Source organism: Brachybacterium sp. GCM10030267 (assembly GCF_042666875.1).
Lineage (GTDB): Bacteria > Actinomycetota > Actinomycetes > Actinomycetales > Dermabacteraceae > Brachybacterium.
This window is the reverse complement of sequence record NZ_JBHTCX010000010.1, coordinates 42,013-57,903: the sequence shown is the minus strand read 5'-3', so window position 1 is coordinate 57,903 and position 15,891 is coordinate 42,013. Positions and strand designations below refer to the sequence as shown.

The following is a 15,891-nucleotide window of genomic DNA, read 5'->3' as shown; positions in this document are numbered from 1 at the left end:
CCTGACCGATCCCCGCCGGCAGCGCGACGCCCGTTCGCGCGGATCAGCCGCCCGCGAAGGGCGGCAGCACGTCGAGGCGATCCCCGTCGGTGAGCGGTCGGCTGCGATCCGTGCAGGCCACGGCGTTGACGAGGAAGCTCGAGCGCCCGATCACCCGTGCCGCCTGCGGGGTGGCGGTGCTCAGCAGGTCATCGATCGCGTCCTGCACGCTCGAGCCGTGCGCGCTCGCGGTGTCGGCCCCGTACTCGGCGGCGGCGCCGGCGAACAGGCGCACGGTGATGGTGGGGAGTGCGGTGCGGTTGCCGGCACCGCTCGCGCCGGCGCCAGCATCAGAGAGGTCGGGCGTGCTCACGTCGTCTCCTGGTGGGTCATCCGCCGATGGCGCTCATGGGTCGTTCGGGCTGGACGAAGTCCGCTCTGTCCATGCCGTGGCCTGCCTTCTTGCCCCACTGGGCGGCCCGCCAGATCTCGGCGATCGCTTCGTCGTCGGCCTCGGAGCGCAGGGTGCCGCGCAGGTCCGTCTCCTCCCGGGAGAACAGGCAGGTGCGCACCCGGCCCTCGGCGGTCAGGCGGGTGCGTCGGCAGTCCGCGCAGAACGGTTCGGTGACCGAGGCGATGATGCCGACCCGGCCGCGGTGGCGCCCGGTTAGACGATCGGTGACCTCGAACAGCTCGGCCGGAGCGCCGTTGCGGTCCTCGGCCACCGGCGTGAGCTCGTAGGAGGGGCGCAGCATCGCGTGGACGTCGGCGGCGGTGATCATGGAGGTGCGGTCCCAGATGTGGTCCGCATCCAGCGGCATCTGCTCGATCACCCGCAACTGCAGATCGCGGCTCAGACACCAGTCCAGCAGCTCCGGCAGCTCGTGGTCATTGACCCCGGGCAGCAGCACGGCGTTGATCTTGATCGGGTCCAGGCCGGCCTGCTGCGCGCCGTCGATCCCGGCCAGCACGCGGTGGAGGAGGGGGCGCCGGCTGAGCCGCTCGAAGGTCTCGGAGACGACGGAATCCAGGGAGACGTTGATGCGGTCCAGCCCCGCCTCGCGCAGTCGCGATGCCCGATGGTCGAGCCCGATCGCGTTGGTGGTCAGCGAGATATCGGGACGAGGGGTCAGCGCCGCGACGCCGGCGATGATCTCCTCGAGGTCGGGCCGGGTCAGCGGCTCGCCGCCGGTGAAGCGCACCTGCTCGATGCCCAGGCGCTCCACCCCGATCCGCACCAGGCGCACGACCTCCTCGGGAGAGAGCATCTGGTCCTTGTTCAGGAAGGTGAGCCCGGAGGCGGGCATGCAGTAGGTGCAGCGGAGGTTGCAGAAGTCCGTCAGCGACATCCGCAGGTCGGTGGCGGCGCGTCCGAACCGGTCGGCAAGGGCCGGCGTCGCCGGGCGGTCCGAGGTGTCGGGCAGCTCGGGCGCGGCGTCGTCGGTCGTGCGCGGCTTGGGGATCCCCAGTCCGATGCGGCGGGAACTCATGGCGCAGCCCTCCCTTCGCGGTGGCCCGGTCTGCACGGTGTCCGGTCTGCGCAGTGTCCGGTCTGCAGGGTGTCCGATCAGGATAGGCCTCGTGGGCCGACCGGGGGCATCCGGGGCGGCGATGAGGGCACCCGGCGAGTGATCACGGCCGAGGCGCCACGGTGGTGCGGGGCCATACTGGGACCTCCGGGAGGGCACGTGAGATGACGGCCCGACGTCCGTACGCGAAGGAGGCCACCACGATGACCGGTGCCCAGCGCATCCCGCTGGCCGAGCACGTGGCAGACGCCGTCGCCCTGCTCGCCGCCTCGCGCCGGGGAGAGGTGGTCGCGCTCGACGGGCAGGCCGTGGGGCGGGTGGCTGCCGGCCAGCAGCGGGCGCTGGTCGACGTCCCCGGTCACGACAACTCCCAGATGGACGGATATGCCGTCGCCAGTGCGGATCTTCCCTCAGCGGCCGGGGTCCCGGTGACGCTGCCGCTGGGTGGGACGATCGCCGCGGGCGACGGCCCGGGACGCCTCGCCTCCGGCACGGCCCGGCCCATCATGACCGGTGCCGCGATCCCGGAGGGAGCCGACCATGTGGTTCCCGTCGAGGAGAGCGAGGCGGGCAGCTTCCATCCGGCCATCGGTGCCGGCACCGGCGCCGACACCGGTGCCGCGCCCGGTACGGTCACTCTGACGCCGCAGTCCACCGCGGCGGGGCGCTTCGTGCGGGCCCGGGGCTCGGACACCCATCACGGCGACACCATCCTGCGCAGCGGCCAGGTGCTCACGCCGGCCCGGATCGCCCACCTCGCCGCCTGCGGCCTCTCCGACGTCGAGGTCGAGGCGCCGCTGCGGGTGATCGTGCTGTCCACCGGCAGCGAGGTCGCAGCCGACGGGGCAGAGCGCGAGGGGGCCGGTCTCCCGGACGGGGCCGTGTACGACGCCAACGGCCCCGGACTGGCGGCCGCCCTGACCGCTGCCGGCGCCGAGGTGGTCCACCGCGGCGCCGTGCCCGATGACGCGACAGCACTGGTCACCCGCCTGCGGGCCCAGGTCGCCGAGCACGACGCCGACCTCATCGTCACCAGCGGTGGCGTCAGCGCCGGAGCCTTCGAGGTGGTCCGCCACGCGGCCGCCGGCGACGGCGTCACCATGGCGTTCCCCTCGGTCGCGATGCAGCCGGGCGGACCGCAGGGCATCGGCACCCTCCACCTGCCCGACCGCCGCGTGCCCTGGCTCGCCTTCCCCGGCAACCCCGTCTCCGCGCTGCTGAGCTGTGAACTCATCGCCCGTCCCGCACTCGGCGCCCCGCCTCGGCGACGACTGCACCTGCCCGTCCAGCTGGAGGGAGAGGAGTCCTCCCCGCCGCAGCTCGCGCAGTACCGTCGGGCCCGCGTGCTGCCCTCGGGGCGCGTGCGCCTGGTCGCCGGAGCCTCCTCGCACCTGATCGGCGGGCTCGCCGCGGCCGACGCCCTCGCGATCATCCCCGTCGGCACCGAGGTGGTGCGCGACGGGGACATCCTCGAGACCCTGCTGATCCCCGGAGGAGAGAGATGAACGACCTCTCGCACGTGCGGGCCGACGGCTCCGCCCACATGGTCGACGTGACCGCCAAGAACATCACCGCACGCGAGGCCAGCGCCCGCGCCGTGCTGCGCACCCGGCCCGACGTCGTCGAGCGGATCGCCGCCGGGGACCTGCCCAAGGGGGAGGCCCTGGCCACCGCCCGCATCGCAGGGATCATGGGCGCCAAACGCACCAGCGACCTGATCCCGCTGTGCCACCCGCTGCCGCTGTCCGGCGTCGAGCTGGACCTCGCGCCCCGAGAGGACCGCGTCGAGATCACCGCGCGCGTGCGCACCAAGGGCGTCACCGGCGTGGAGATGGAGGCGCTGACGGCAGCCACCGTGGCCGCCCTGACGATCTACGACATGATCAAGGCCGTCGATCACCTGGCCCGCATCGAGGACGTCGCCGTGCTCGCGAAGTCCGGAGGCAAGAGCGGCGACTGGAGCCGCGAGAGCGAGCGCGACGGCGACAGGGCGACGGAGGAGGAGACCCCATGAAGCAGATGCCCGCCCAGCGCAGCGACGCCGACTGCTCCGCACGCACCGACCCCGAGGACGCCCCGGCCCTGAGCGGCACCGCCCGGATCATCATCGCCTCGACCCGCGCGGCCGACGGCACCTACGAGGATCGCACCGGACCCCTGCTCGTCCAGTGGCTCGAGGACCGCGGACTGGACCAGGTCGAGCGGCACGTCGTGCCCGACGGGCCGGACGTCGGCACCGCCCTCTCCGCAGCGATCGAGGCCGGCATCGACATCATCGTCACCTCCGGCGGCACCGGCATCAGTCCCACCGATGTCACCCCCGAGCAGACCGCCCCGCTGCTGCAGCGCGAGATGCCCGGCGTGCTCGAGGCCGTCCGCCGCCTCGGTGCCGAGAAGTCCCCGACCGCGCTGCTCAGCCGGGGCGTCGCCGGCATGGCGGGACGCAGCTTCGTGGTGAACCTGCCCGGGTCGCGCGGGGGAGTGCGTGACGGGATCGCCGTGCTCGATCCGATCCTCGACCACCTGCTCGAACAGCGCGACGGTGGAGACCACGCATGAGCGGCGGTGATCGCCTCAGCGCGACCGGGAACCAGGTGCCGGACCCGACCCGTGGCGCGGCCCCGTTCGCGGGGGAGCCCGCCGCAGATCCGCACCGGCTGCGCGTCCCCGGAGGACCGCCGATGGGCGAGCCCGGCCAGCGAGTGCGCCTGGCCGAGATACGGGAGAGCGCGATCTCCGTGGCCCAGATGGCCGACGCCGTCAGTGATCCTCGCTGCGGCGCCGTCGTCACTTTCGACGGGGTGGTGCGCGATCACGATGGAGGTCGCGGAGTCCAACGCCTCGAATACACCGCACATCCGAGCGCCGGCGAGGTGATCGCCGAGGTCGCCCGGGAGATCGCCGAGCGCTACCCGGACGCCATGATCGCCGTCGCCCACCGCCACGGCCCGTTGGGCATCGGCGACTCGGCACTGACCTGCGCGGTCTCCGCCCCGCACCGCAAACAGGCCTTCGTCGCCTGCGACGACCTGGTCGACACCGTCAAGCAGCGCGTGCCGATCTGGAAGCATCAGATCTTCGAGGACGGCGGCACCGAATGGGTCGGAGCCCTCGGCTGACCCGTCGCCGTGCCGTTCACGACCACTCGCCATCGCCAGGAGGCCACCACGTGTCCCAGCCATCCGCGCCCGGGAGCAACCGGCGTCGTGACAACGAAAGTCCCCCGCACGAGCCTGTGCAGGAGGTGCTGCTGGCCCTCGGCGTCCGCCCGGAGACGGTGAGCCGGCTGCCCGAGCTGGACGCCCTGTGGCAGGAGATCCGGCGCGTCGGGCGGCAGTACCCGGATCTCTCGCTCGAGGAGGAGCCGCCGCCCGCCGCCGAGCGGCCGGGCGTCGGGACCTCCGCCGCGACGCCACCGGAGGTGCGGGCGCGTTTCGAGAACGACCTCGACCGCGCCTACCGGCTCGGCATGCCCCTCGCGCGCGAGACCCTCGCCGCGCTCGATGAGCACGAGATCCGCCCCGAGCTCGCCGGATACGACCGCGCCGCCCTCCAGGCCGGCCTCACCGATCTCGAGGACCTGTACGAATCCGGATCCTGGCGCGGCGCCGACGGAGCCACACTGCGCGGCTACGTCGACCGGGTGCAGGAGCGCCATCCCTGGCGCACCGCCGTGGCCCCGCCCCGCCGCGGCGAGGTCCCGCGCATCGTGGACGTGCTGCGCCGCGTGCCGCCGGCGACGCTGCGCCCGGTGACCAAGACCCGCAACCGGTTCGTGCTGGGAATCCTGGTCCGCATCGGGCTGTACATGATCCGCCGCAACCCCGGGCTCACCGACGTGACTGGCACCGCCGACAGCACCGGAACCCGCGGCTGATCCCGACCGGCCGCGCGAACCGGGCCGGCAGGCGGGCCGGGCCGGCTCAGGATTGGAGCCAGCATGTGCACAGCTGGCCCCTATATAGCGCTATCGGTGCACATGGTGGCTCCAATTCGCCCGCACCTGAGGTCGCCCCGCCCGACCGGCCGCTCCGTCCGCCCCTCTTCACCTGCCCGTCACCCGCGGTGGCTACCGTGCCTCCATGCGCATCCTCCACCTCAGCGACACCCACCTCTACGGCGACCCGGCCGCTCGCCACTACGACCGCATCGACACCACCGCCGCCCTGCACGGACTGCTCTCCCGCTGCCAGGGGCTGACCGGCATCGACGCAGTCGTCCACACCGGAGACGCCTCCGAGGACGGCACCCCGGCCAGCTACCGACTGCTGCACGAGATCCTCGATCCCTTCGCCGCCGCCCTGGGCGCTCCCCTCGTCGTGGCCATGGGCAACCACGACGTCTCCGTCGCGTACGGCGAGACCATCGCCCCGGGTGACCGGGGCGCGACCAGCCAGGATCGCGTCGTCCGCCTGGAGAACGGGGCCCGCATCGTGGTGCTGGATTCCAGCATCCCCGGCGCGGGGTACGGGCATCTGGAGGACGAGCAGCTCCAGTGGCTGCGCGGCGTCCTCGCCGAGCCCGCGCCGGGCGGCACCGTGCTCGGGATCCACCATCCGCCGCTGGTCGCCGCCACCACGCTGCTGCGGGGCCTGGACCTCGACGGCCTCGACCAGCTGGCGAGCGTGCTGGCGGGCTCCGACGTGCGGATCGTGCTCTCGGGCCACTACCACCACGAGATGACCGCTGCGATCGCGGGGATCCCCGTGCACGTGGTCCCGGGCATCACCAACGTGGTCGACCCGGTCACCGCCGGGGATCACGAGCAGTCGCTGGCACAGTCGGGGATGAGCATCGTCGAGCTGGGGGAGGCCCCGACGGACGCCCCGCGGGTGGTCACCTCTGTGTTCCCCAACGCCGGAGACACACTGTCCGACATGAGCGTGCCGGTCTACGACATGGGGCCGGAACAGGTCGCGGCGATCCTGGAGGCCGCCGGCCGGTGAGCCCGTCCGCGAGGCCCCTCCGGTGTCGCCCCGGAGAACCCGTCGGCGAGGCACCCGCCGTGCCCGGCCGACCCCGGTTTAGCACTCGCCTTGCACGAGTGCCAGCTCGGTCCTAGAGTTGGCGTCGTTGGCAGTCGAAGGCCGAGAGTGCCAGAGACTGTCAGTCAGGAATCTTCCCCGGTCGGCACCGCGACGACGACCGGGATCGAGGTCCCTGGAACCCCGAACTCACAGAGTCATCTCTTCATGAAGGAGTGAGCCGCCATGTCGGTCTCCATCAAGCCCCTCGAGGATCGCGTCGTCGTCAAGCCGCTCGAAGCCGAGCAGACCACCGCTTCCGGTCTGGTCATCCCGGACACCGCGAAGGAGAAGCCCCAGGAGGGCGAGGTCGTCGCCGTCGGCGCCGGTCGTTTCAACGACAAGGGCGAGCGCGTGCCCATGGACGTCAAGGAGGGCGACAAGGTCGTCTTCTCGAAGTACGGCGGCACGGAGCTGAAGTACGGCAACGAGGAGTACCTGGTCCTCGGCGCCCGTGACATCCTCGCCATCATCGACAACTGAGTGAACTGAGGCCTGGAAACTCATGGCAAAAGAGATCATCTACGACGAGGAAGCGCGTCGCGCCCTCGAGCGCGGTGTCGACAAGCTCGCCAACACCGTCAAGGTCACGCTCGGCCCCAAGGGCCGCAACGTGGTCCTGGACAAGAAGTGGGGCGCGCCCACCATCACCAATGACGGCGTGACCATCGCCCGTGAGATCGAGCTCGAGGATCCCTACGAGAACCTCGGCGCTCAGCTCACCAAGGAGGTCGCGACCAAGACCAACGACGTGGCCGGTGACGGCACCACCACCGCCACGGTCCTGGCCCAGGCGCTCGTGCACGAGGGCCTGCGCAACGTCGCCTCCGGCGCGGCTCCGGCCGCCCTGAAGCGCGGCATCGAGAAGGCCGCCGAGGCGCTCTCCGAGAAGCTCGGCGACATCGCCATCGAGGTCGAGGGCAAGGAGCAGATCGCGAACGTCGCATCGGTCTCCAGCCAGGACCGCGAGATCGGCGAGCTGCTCGCCGAGGCGTTCGACAAGGTCGGCAAGGACGGCGTCATCACGGTCGAGGAGTCCTCGACCACCGCGATGGAGCTGGACTTCACCGAGGGCATGCAGTTCGACAAGGGCTACATCTCCCCGCACTTCGTCACCGACGCGGATCGCCAGGAGACCGTCCTCGAGGATGCCCACGTCCTGCTCGTCCAGAGCAAGATCTCGGCGGTGGCGGATCTGCTGCCGCTGCTGGAGAAGATCGTCGAGGGCGGCAAGCCGCTGTTCATCATCGCGGAGGACGTCGACGGCGAGGCACTGTCCACGCTGGTCGTCAACAAGATCCGCGGCACCTTCAAGGGTGCGGCCGTCAAGGCTCCCGCGTTCGGCGATCGCCGCAAGGCGATGCTGCAGGACATCGCGGTGCTCACTGGTGCCCAGGTGGTCACCTCCGACCTCGGCCTGGACCTCAAGACCGTCGGCACCGAGGTGCTCGGTCAGGCCGGTCGCGTGGTCGTCACCAAGGACTCCACCACCATCGTGGGCGGCGCCGGTGACGAGCAGGCCGTGGCCGATCGTGTCGGGCAGATCCGCTCCGAGATCGAGAACACCGACTCCGACTGGGATCGCGAGAAGCTCCAGGAGCGCCTCGCGAAGCTCGCCGGTGGCGTGTCCGTGATCAAGGTCGGCGCTCACACCGAGGTCGAGCTCAAGGAGAAGAAGATGCGCATCGAGGACGCGGTCTCCGCGACTCGTGCGGCCATCGAGCAGGGCATCGTGGCCGGTGGCGGCAGCGCCATCGTCCAGGCCGCTGCGGCTCTCGAGAGCGACCTCGGCCTGACCGGCGACGAGGCTGTCGGTGCGCGCGCCGTCACCCGCGCGGTGGTCGAGCCGCTGCGCTGGATCGCCGAGAACGCCGGCTTCGAGGGCTACGTCGTCGTCGAGCGGGTCAAGGAGGCTCAGGTCGGACACGGCCTGAACGCCGCGACGGGCGAGTACGTCGACCTCGTGGCCGCGGGCATCATCGACCCGGTCAAGGTCACCCGCTCGGCGCTGCGCAACGCGGCGTCCATCGCGGGCATGGTCCTGACCACCGAGACGCTCGTCATCGAGAAGCAGGACGACGAGGACGAGTGATCCAGGACTGACCTGACGGTCATCCACTCGGCCGACGGGCGGGCAGAACGGGGACACCCCGGGCTGCCCGCCCGTTCTCGTCCCCCGGGCAGCATCCTCGAACCGGCGGGGCCGGATCAGCAGGCCGGACCAGCACCGATACGTGCTCCGAAGCGGCTCCGGCAGGCCTAAGATGAGCAAGCCACAGACGACCCGCCCCCGGAGGAGAAGTGATGACCCGCAGCTCCGAGGACGTCGCGCGGGCGGCGGACGACGACCGCCCGACCCGTACCTACGGGCCTCCGGCCGCCGTCGTGATCGGCACGCTGGTGGCGGGCTTCGTGTTCGTCGTGGTCCTCGAGTTCCTCGTGATCATCAGCTTCGTCGGCCAGCGGCTGTGGAACGACCCCCAGATGATGCGCGATCCGGTGTTCACCGCGCCCTTGCTGCTGTGGGTGCTGATCGCGGCCACGGCGGCCGTCGGCTGCCTGCGCGTGCTGACCGCCTGGCTGCAGATCGATGCCGAGGGGTTCCAGCTGCGCGGCCTGGGTCGCCGCACCCGGCAGGCCCGGTGGGACGAGGTGGGCCAGGTGATCGCGGTGCGCGACATCGAGCGCGGACTCGGGCCCACCGAGATGCTGGACGCCTCCGAGACCGCCTACGACGGCGTGTACGTCCTGGACCCCGAGGGCCGGCGGATCCTCGCCGTCTCCAGCCGCTTCTTCGGCCCCCGAGCCCAGGAGATGACGCTGCGCCGCGCCCAGGAGGCGGGCGTCCACGTCGACCACATCGAGGCGATCACCACCGCTGAGCTGCGCCGGCAGGTGCCGCAGGCCATGCGATTCAGCGACCGTCACCCCAACCTGATCCTGGTTCTGCTGATGCTCATCTACGTCTTCCACAACGTGCTGACCTTCGCCGTGTGGGGACTGTGAGCGGCGGGTCGGCCGCCGACGGTGCGAGGGCCGACGTGACGGGACGAGACGACGGCGGCCGGGGTCGGCAGCTGCTGCACCGGCCAGACCAGCCGGGGCGCGCCGCTCGGCGACGCGCCCGTGCCAGGCCGGCGCCCCTGCCTCAGCGGGACGGACTGGACGCCGTGCGGTGGCAGGTACCGCGGGATGCGGTCGAGACTCCCGCGCTGGAGGCCCTGCGGGAGCGGTACCCGGCACTGACCGATGAGGAGGCGACGCCTCTGGCGGAGCGATTCGCACGGGGCGACATCGTCGACGCCGACGGACGTCCCTGGGTCGCCGCGGATCTTGTCGGCCCCGGGGACGAGCTGTGGTTCCACCGTGAGCTGCGCACCGAGGACGTGCCCGAGATCGAACTCGACATCCTCCATCGCGACGAACATTTACTGGTGCTGGACAAGCCCCACGGTATGGCGACCATGCCGCGGGGCACCCACATCCTCGCCAGCGCGCTCGTGCGGCTGCGCCGTCTCACCGGGCTGACCACGCTGACGCCGCTGCACCGCCTGGACCGGCCCACGGCCGGGGTCCTTGCCTTCGGGATCCGGCCCGAGGAGCGGTCCGCGTACCAGCAGCTGTTCGCACGCGGCGAGGCGGACAAGGAATACCTGGCGCGCGTGCGCATCTCCCGCTCGGGCCCGCCCGGCGAGCGAATCGCTGAGCTGACCGGTCCGGCTGGTCCGGCTGGTCCGGCCGGTGAGGGTGCCGCCCGCCCGGGGCATCGAGCGATCCTCCGCGACCGGCTGGAGAAGCCGCGGGGAGAGCTGCGCGCCCGGACGGTCGACGGGGCACCGAACGCGGAGACCGAGCTCGAGGTCATCGCCGTCGAACCCGACGACGTCCTCCTGCTGCGACTCCGGCCGCGCACCGGGCGCACCCACCAGCTGCGGGCCCAGCTCGCCGCGCGCGGCGCCCCGATCCTCGGCGACACCCTCTACAGCACGAACCCCGACGGCGGGGACGCTCCGGCGCGGAATCACCATGTCGAGGAGCCGACCCGGCAGCCGCTGCAGCTGCTCGCCCGCACGCTGGCCTTCACCGACCCGGTCACGGGCGAGGACCGGAGCTGGACGAGCCGGCAGGAGCTCGGCGGTCCCGGGTGAGCTGGACTCGCCGTGCCACCGCCTACGCTGGGGCGGTGCAACCCCCCAGCCCCCGGCGCACCCGCGGCGGTGCCGTCCTCGTCGGCCCCAGCCTGCGTGCCCGCTACGTGCCGGGCGCGCTGATCGGGCTGCCGCTGGTCTCCGTGCTGCTGGCACCGTTCGCCGGGGCCGCGCTGCAGCAGTGGCGTCGCGCGCAGCTCACCGATGGTCATGACTCGGCGCTGGCGGATCTCCTGGCACCTGCGTGGGTCCAGTTGCTGCTCGGCGCCGTGCTGCTGTGGGCGCTGTTCGCGCTGTGGGCGCTGGTGCCGATGCTGCTGACCCACCGGGTCGTGCATCTGGACGAGCGCGCGGGCACCCTCCTTCTGCGCCGCGGTCTGCGCACCATCGATCGAGCCGACCTGAGGGACGTCGACCATGCCGTCGGCGAGGCCGAGCGGGGCAGCATCGCCGTGATCGGAATCAGGGGCGCCGGGACGCGGGGGAGCGGCCCGGTGCGCACCCAGGGTGCGGCACGAGCCCAGGGCGCGGTGCGAACCCAGGGCGCCGTCCGCGACCGCGAGACGGCCGACGGCGAGACTCCGGTGCGCCAGTGGATCGTCCCCGAGATCGGCTGGGACAGCGCCTCCTTCGACGGGCTGCGTGCGCTGCAGGCCGCCGCGGGACTCCGCCCCGCCCCGTCCCGCGCCGAGCTCGTGGCGGAGAATCGTCGCGTGCGCAGAGCGGCTGCCCACCGGGAGCTCGCCGATCGACTCGGCATGCCGTGGAAGGACGAGTACGCGCATGACGAGGCCGCGTTCCAGGAGGAGTTCGACCGCGTCCGCCGCGTGCTCGGGGGCAAAGAGCCGCCGCGCGAGGGCGACCCCCGGCCGTAGCGATCCTCGGGCCGGGCGAGGTCCGGCGCGCGAGGCTCTTCCGGGGTGATGCGACACTCATCCGCGCAGCTGCCGCGGCCGTTTCCCGCCCTGCCCAGGGCGATGTTCTCGCCCTGCGCGGGGTGATGGTGGCCACCCATGGCGTTCTCGCAGGTCAGGAGGCGGCCTGTGAGGGCAGGTGTGGCGAGCAGGACTGCACGGGCCGGGCCCGCGCGGCTACGATCGGGCCATGACGAGCGCGGATCCCTTCGGTTTCATCGGCCTGACCTACGACGACGTCCTGCTGCTGCCGGGGGAGACCGATGTGATCCCCTCCGAGGCAGACACCTCAAGTCGGCTGACCCGGGAGATCACCCTGCGGGTGCCGCTGGCCAGCGCCGCGATGGACACCGTCACCGAGTCCCGGATGGCGATCGCCATGGCTCGCCACGGCGGCATCGGCATCCTGCACCGCAACCTCTCCATCGAGGACCAGGCCCACCAGGTCGATCTGGTCAAGCGTACCCAGACCGGTCGCATCACCAACCCGGTGACCATCGGCCCCGAAGCCACCCTGGAGGACTTCGACGCGGTCTGCGGCCAGTACCGCGTCTCCGGCCTGCCCGTGGTCGACGAGACTGAGCACCTGCTGGGCATCTGCACCAACCGCGACCTGCGCTTCATCCCCGTCGCCGAGTGGGCCCGCACCAAGGTCCGCGACGTCATGACCACCGAGCTGTTCACCGCGCCCGAGGACGTCACCCCCGAGCAGGCCACCGCCCTGCTGCGCAAGAACAAGCGAGAGCGACTGCCGCTGGTCGACGCCGACGGCGTGCTGCGCGGGCTGATCACCGTGAAGGACTTCGTGAAGTCCGAGCAGTTCCCCGACGCCTCCAAGGATTCCCAGGGGCGCCTCCTGGTCGGCGCGGGCGTCGGCTTCTTCGGTGACTCCCTCGAGCGCGCCGGCGCGCTGCGCGATGCGGGGGCCGACGTGCTGGTCGTCGACACCGCCAACGGCCACGCCCGTCTCGCCCTGGACATGATCCGGCGCATCAAGAACGACCCCGCCTTCGCCGGCGTCCAGGTCATCGGCGGCAACGTCGCCACCCGCGCCGGCGCGCAGGCCCTCGTCGATGCCGGGGCCGACGCGGTCAAGGTCGGCGTCGGACCCGGTTCCATCTGCACCACGCGCGTGGTCGCCGGCGTCGGCGTCCCCCAGATCACCGCCATCCACGAAGCTTCCAAGGCCTGCGGGCCCGCGGGCGTGCCGCTGATCGGCGACGGCGGCCTGCAGTACTCCGGTGACATCGCCAAGGCCCTGGTCGCCGGGGCCGACACCGTCATGGTCGGCTCGCTGCTGGCCGGAACCGAGGAGTCCCCGGGCGAGGTCGTCCTCGTCGGCGGCAAGCAGTACAAGTCCTACCGCGGCATGGGCTCGCTCGGGGCCATGGCCTCCCGCGGCAAGCAGTCCTTCTCCAAGGACCGCTACTTCCAGGCCGACGTCTCCAGCGACGACAACATCGTTCCCGAGGGCATCGAGGGCCGCGTCGCCTATCGCGGCCAGCTCGGCACGGTCATCCATCAGCTCGTCGGCGGGCTGCACCAGTCGATGTTCTACGTCGGCGCGAACACCGTGGCCGAGCTCAAGGAGAACGGCCAGTTCGTGCGCATCACCTCGGCCGGTCTGAAGGAATCCCACCCGCACGACATGGCCGCGATCATGGAAGCTCCCAACTACACGTCGCACTGAGGCCGCGCGTCGCTCTGTGAGCACACGTGCCGCTGGGCCCGCACCTGTCTGACTCCGCACGTCCCGCTGATCCCGCACACGCCATCGAGCGCACGGCACGGGTCCTCCCCAACACGCCCTCGTCCACTGCCGCCCGCGCAGGGACCGGCCGTCAGCCGCGGCCGATAGCCTGAGTGCATGCCCTCCACCTGGATCGACCTCCCCCTGCTCGGATTCGACACCGAGACCACCGGCACGAACGTGACCTCCGACCGGATCGTCACCGTGGCGCTGGTGCACTCGGTCGGCCCCGGCCGGGAGAACGAGACCATCGCGACCTGGCTCATCGACCCCGAGATGGACATCCCCGAGCCCGCGCAGCGCGTCCACGGCATCAGCACCGAGCACGCCCGCGCGCACGGCATGGCCGCCGCCGCGGCACTGGACGAAGTGGCCACGATGATCGCGGAGGCCCTCGGCAAGGACGTGCCCCTGGTCGCCTTCAACGGCAGCTTCGACCTGGCCATCCTCGAGAACGAACTGACCCGGCTCGGCCTGCCCACGCTCGCCGCCCGCCTCGGCCACGACATCGCCCCGGTGCTGGACCCCCTGGTGGTGGACCGGGGAGTGGACCGGTACCGCAAGGGCAAGCGCACCCTGACCGACCTGCTCGCCCACTACGGCATCGAGCAGGACGGGCAGCTGCACACGGCCGACGTCGACGTCTCCGCCACCCTGGACGTGCTGCGCGCCCTCGTCACGGCCCACCGGCAGCTGGCCGCATCGACCCTGGCCGATCTCCACCGCGAACAGATCGCCTGGCACCGTTCGTGGGCGGAGAACTTCAACCAGTTTCTCCAGAAGAAGGGCCGCACGCCCGACGTCAGCCTCACCTGGCCGCTGTGAGCCGAGCGCGCCTGCGCCGGGTGACGCTGCGAGAAGAGCGCACTGACCTGCCTTGACCCGTCAGAGCCCGTCGGCGGAGTCCTTCCACATCGCCGTGGTGCGCCACGATGCCGCCCGTGCCAGCCCGGCCACCACGGCACCGAGCAACAGCAGCGGCCACCCGGGCTCGAGGCCGGAGGGCCTGCCATCCAGCGCGGACCACAGACCCAGTACGCCCATGAGGGCGACGGATGCGCCGACGCCGATGACCCACACCGCATGCATGGCGTGCGCATCGGTCAGCTGCCATGGCACCTCCGGGAGACCACGGGCGGCTCTGCCGGCGGCCGCGGAGTTCGCGGTTCCACGTCGGGAGGCGGCGAACCTCATCAGCTGCAGCAGCCGGGTCAGCGAGAACCCTCCCAGTGCCAGCGCGCTGGCCAGGACCAGTCCGCTCATCGGCCGGGCGTCCCCGGCGGCCGGCTCCGTCTGGACGAGTCGAATGACCTCGAGAGCCATCAGCGCCACGCCCACGCCGGTGACCGCCCAGGGCCACAGCAGGGAAGGTCCCCGCTCGCGGCGTCCGTCCTCCGAGGTCATCGGACCACGGTATCCCGGGGAGGTGTCGGGGTGCGCCGCCCGTAGAGCGCCTCTAGGGTGAGTGCCATGGAACCCCGCGATGCATTCCACGGCGGTGACGCCGCACCTGCCGAGGGGGCCGGGCCGGGTGCAGCCGTCTCCGCCGAAGCGGCCGGGGCCTCGCGGCGGCCCTCGTCCGTGCTCACCACCAGCACGATCATCACGGGGATCGCCGCCGGACTTCTCGGCCTGCTGCACGGCGGCGACATGGTTCAGCGGCTGTTGGGCACCGGCAGGTTCACGGTCAACGACCTTGCCGGCGCCACCATCGTCCTGCGCCGGTCGCTGGCATCGCCGCCGGCGATCGCCATCGACGTGGCGCAGACTGCTGCCTGGATGGCACTGAGCGTACTGGCGATCGTGGGCGGCGCGATGGCGCTGGGACTCTCCCGCGGCCGCGCCCGGGTGGGCGGCGCCGCGGCGATCATCGCGGTGGTGGCACCGCTGGTGCTCACCATCCCCGCGGCGGTTCTCAGCCGGTACGCCTCGATGACTTTCGACAACAGTTTCTTCGCCATGGTGGCAGGGGTGCTGGTTCTGGCCTCCGGAACCGGCCTGGTGGCTGGCCTGCTCTCCTGCGTGCTGCTGCTGACTGCGCCGCGCCGTGCCCCGACCGTGCGCGCGTCCGTCGCCTCCGGAGCCGTCGCGATCACGGGCGCGCTGATTCTGCTGGGCGAATCCGCCGTCGCCCTGGTGCGGGTGCTGATGTCGGGGGTGAGCTGGTGGAGTTACGGATGGGCCGGGCTGTTCTTCACGGGGTGGCCCGCTACCGCCACCGTGACCATCGTGGCGCTGCTCGGCATGGTCCTCGCCGGCATCGGCGGCGGCATGGCACTGGGGTCGCCCTCGCGCCTCGCCCGCGCGGATGGTGGCTTCCTGCTCGGCGCGCTGCTGATCAGGGTGCTCGTCCAGGAGATCTTCGGCGGGATGTTCGTCTGGTTCCAATCGCGGCTGTCCCTGTACGCGGACCTGGGTGCGGTCCGTGCGTTCGAGTCGGTGAACACCTTCCTCGTCCCGACCCTGACCGGGATCGGCCTGCTCCTGGTGGTGGCCGGCCTCATCGCGGCAGCCGCCTCCACGAGAAGGCCGGACGGGACATAGCTC

17 protein-coding genes are annotated in these 15,891 nt (G+C 71.8%); 14 read left to right on the top strand and 3 right to left on the bottom strand.

Features of this window, described 5'->3' with window-relative positions; all coding sequences use genetic code 11:
• Positions 1 to 43: 43 nt before the first annotated feature.
• Entirely contained in the window at positions 44 to 352 is a 309-nt protein-coding gene (locus tag ACFQS2_RS08515) for a MoaD/ThiS family protein (protein WP_377793367.1), read from the bottom strand.
• A 16-nt stretch (positions 353 to 368) separates the two neighbouring features.
• A complete protein-coding gene (gene moaA / locus ACFQS2_RS08510; RefSeq protein WP_377793366.1) occupies positions 369 to 1,469 on the bottom strand; it encodes a GTP 3',8-cyclase MoaA in 1,101 nt (366 codons plus the stop codon).
• Between the two features lie 203 nt (positions 1,470 to 1,672).
• Here moaA and glp point away from each other — a divergent pair, with 203 nt between their 5' ends.
• The 13 genes from glp (at position 1,673) to ACFQS2_RS08445 (ending at position 14,169) form a co-directional block, all read left to right on the top strand.
• Complete coding sequence (gene glp / locus ACFQS2_RS08505) at positions 1,673 to 3,013, top strand: gephyrin-like molybdotransferase Glp (RefSeq protein WP_377793365.1); 1,341 nt, start codon at positions 1,673 to 1,675, stop codon at positions 3,011 to 3,013.
• Complete coding sequence (moaC, locus tag ACFQS2_RS08500; protein WP_377793364.1) at positions 3,010 to 3,522, top strand: cyclic pyranopterin monophosphate synthase MoaC; 513 nt, start codon at positions 3,010 to 3,012, stop codon at positions 3,520 to 3,522. Before glp ends, moaC begins: the two co-directional genes overlap by 4 nt.
• Positions 3,519 to 4,067 (top strand): molybdenum cofactor biosynthesis protein B, encoded by a 549-nt coding sequence (locus tag ACFQS2_RS08495; RefSeq protein ID WP_377793363.1) that lies wholly within the window; start codon positions 3,519 to 3,521, stop codon positions 4,065 to 4,067. The genes moaC and ACFQS2_RS08495 overlap by 4 nt, the downstream gene beginning before the upstream one ends.
• Positions 4,064 to 4,627 carry a molybdenum cofactor biosynthesis protein MoaE gene (locus ACFQS2_RS08490; protein WP_377793361.1) on the top strand — a complete coding sequence of 188 codons (564 nt, stop codon included), beginning with the start codon at positions 4,064 to 4,066 and terminating at the stop codon, positions 4,625 to 4,627. The genes ACFQS2_RS08495 and ACFQS2_RS08490 overlap by 4 nt, the downstream gene beginning before the upstream one ends.
• A gap of 50 nt (positions 4,628 to 4,677) precedes the next feature.
• Positions 4,678 to 5,385 (top strand): hypothetical protein, encoded by a 708-nt coding sequence (locus tag ACFQS2_RS08485; RefSeq protein ID WP_377793360.1) that lies wholly within the window; start codon positions 4,678 to 4,680, stop codon positions 5,383 to 5,385.
• Positions 5,386 to 5,590: 205 nt separating this feature from the next.
• Complete coding sequence (locus tag ACFQS2_RS08480; protein ID WP_377793359.1) at positions 5,591 to 6,454, top strand: metallophosphoesterase family protein; 864 nt, start codon at positions 5,591 to 5,593, stop codon at positions 6,452 to 6,454.
• Between the two features lie 264 nt (positions 6,455 to 6,718).
• Entirely contained in the window at positions 6,719 to 7,015 is a 297-nt protein-coding gene (gene groES, locus ACFQS2_RS08475; RefSeq protein ID WP_377016285.1) for a co-chaperone GroES, read from the top strand.
• A 22-nt stretch (positions 7,016 to 7,037) separates the two neighbouring features.
• Entirely contained in the window at positions 7,038 to 8,624 is a 1,587-nt protein-coding gene (groL, locus tag ACFQS2_RS08470) for a chaperonin GroEL (protein ID WP_377016287.1), read from the top strand.
• A gap of 212 nt (positions 8,625 to 8,836) precedes the next feature.
• Positions 8,837 to 9,538 carry a hypothetical protein gene (locus ACFQS2_RS08465; protein WP_377793358.1) on the top strand — a complete coding sequence of 234 codons (702 nt, stop codon included), beginning with the start codon at positions 8,837 to 8,839 and terminating at the stop codon, positions 9,536 to 9,538.
• A 164-nt stretch (positions 9,539 to 9,702) separates the two neighbouring features.
• Complete coding sequence (locus tag ACFQS2_RS08460; RefSeq protein ID WP_377793357.1) at positions 9,703 to 10,680, top strand: pseudouridine synthase; 978 nt, start codon at positions 9,703 to 9,705, stop codon at positions 10,678 to 10,680.
• Positions 10,681 to 10,715: 35 nt separating this feature from the next.
• The gene (locus tag ACFQS2_RS08455) at positions 10,716 to 11,555 is read left to right on the top strand and encodes a hypothetical protein (protein WP_377793356.1); all 840 of its coding nucleotides are present in this window, start codon (positions 10,716 to 10,718) and stop codon (positions 11,553 to 11,555) included.
• A 229-nt stretch (positions 11,556 to 11,784) separates the two neighbouring features.
• Positions 11,785 to 13,284: an IMP dehydrogenase gene (guaB, locus tag ACFQS2_RS08450; protein ID WP_377016295.1), complete on the top strand. Its 1,500-nt coding sequence runs from the start codon at positions 11,785 to 11,787 to the stop codon at positions 13,282 to 13,284.
• Between the two features lie 177 nt (positions 13,285 to 13,461).
• A complete protein-coding gene (locus ACFQS2_RS08445; protein WP_377793355.1) occupies positions 13,462 to 14,169 on the top strand; it encodes an exonuclease domain-containing protein in 708 nt (235 codons plus the stop codon).
• Positions 14,170 to 14,229: 60 nt separating this feature from the next.
• On the opposite strand, the gene ACFQS2_RS08440 is transcribed toward ACFQS2_RS08445, so the two are convergent.
• Positions 14,230 to 14,748, bottom strand: a complete 519-nt coding sequence (locus ACFQS2_RS08440) for a hypothetical protein (protein WP_377793354.1) — start codon at positions 14,746 to 14,748, stop codon at positions 14,230 to 14,232.
• 66 nt (positions 14,749 to 14,814) lie between these two features.
• Between ACFQS2_RS08440 and ACFQS2_RS08435 the strand changes: the two genes are divergently transcribed.
• Positions 14,815 to 15,888 (top strand): hypothetical protein, encoded by a 1,074-nt coding sequence (locus ACFQS2_RS08435; protein ID WP_377793353.1) that lies wholly within the window; start codon positions 14,815 to 14,817, stop codon positions 15,886 to 15,888.
• The last annotated feature ends 3 nt before the right edge of the window (positions 15,889 to 15,891 follow it).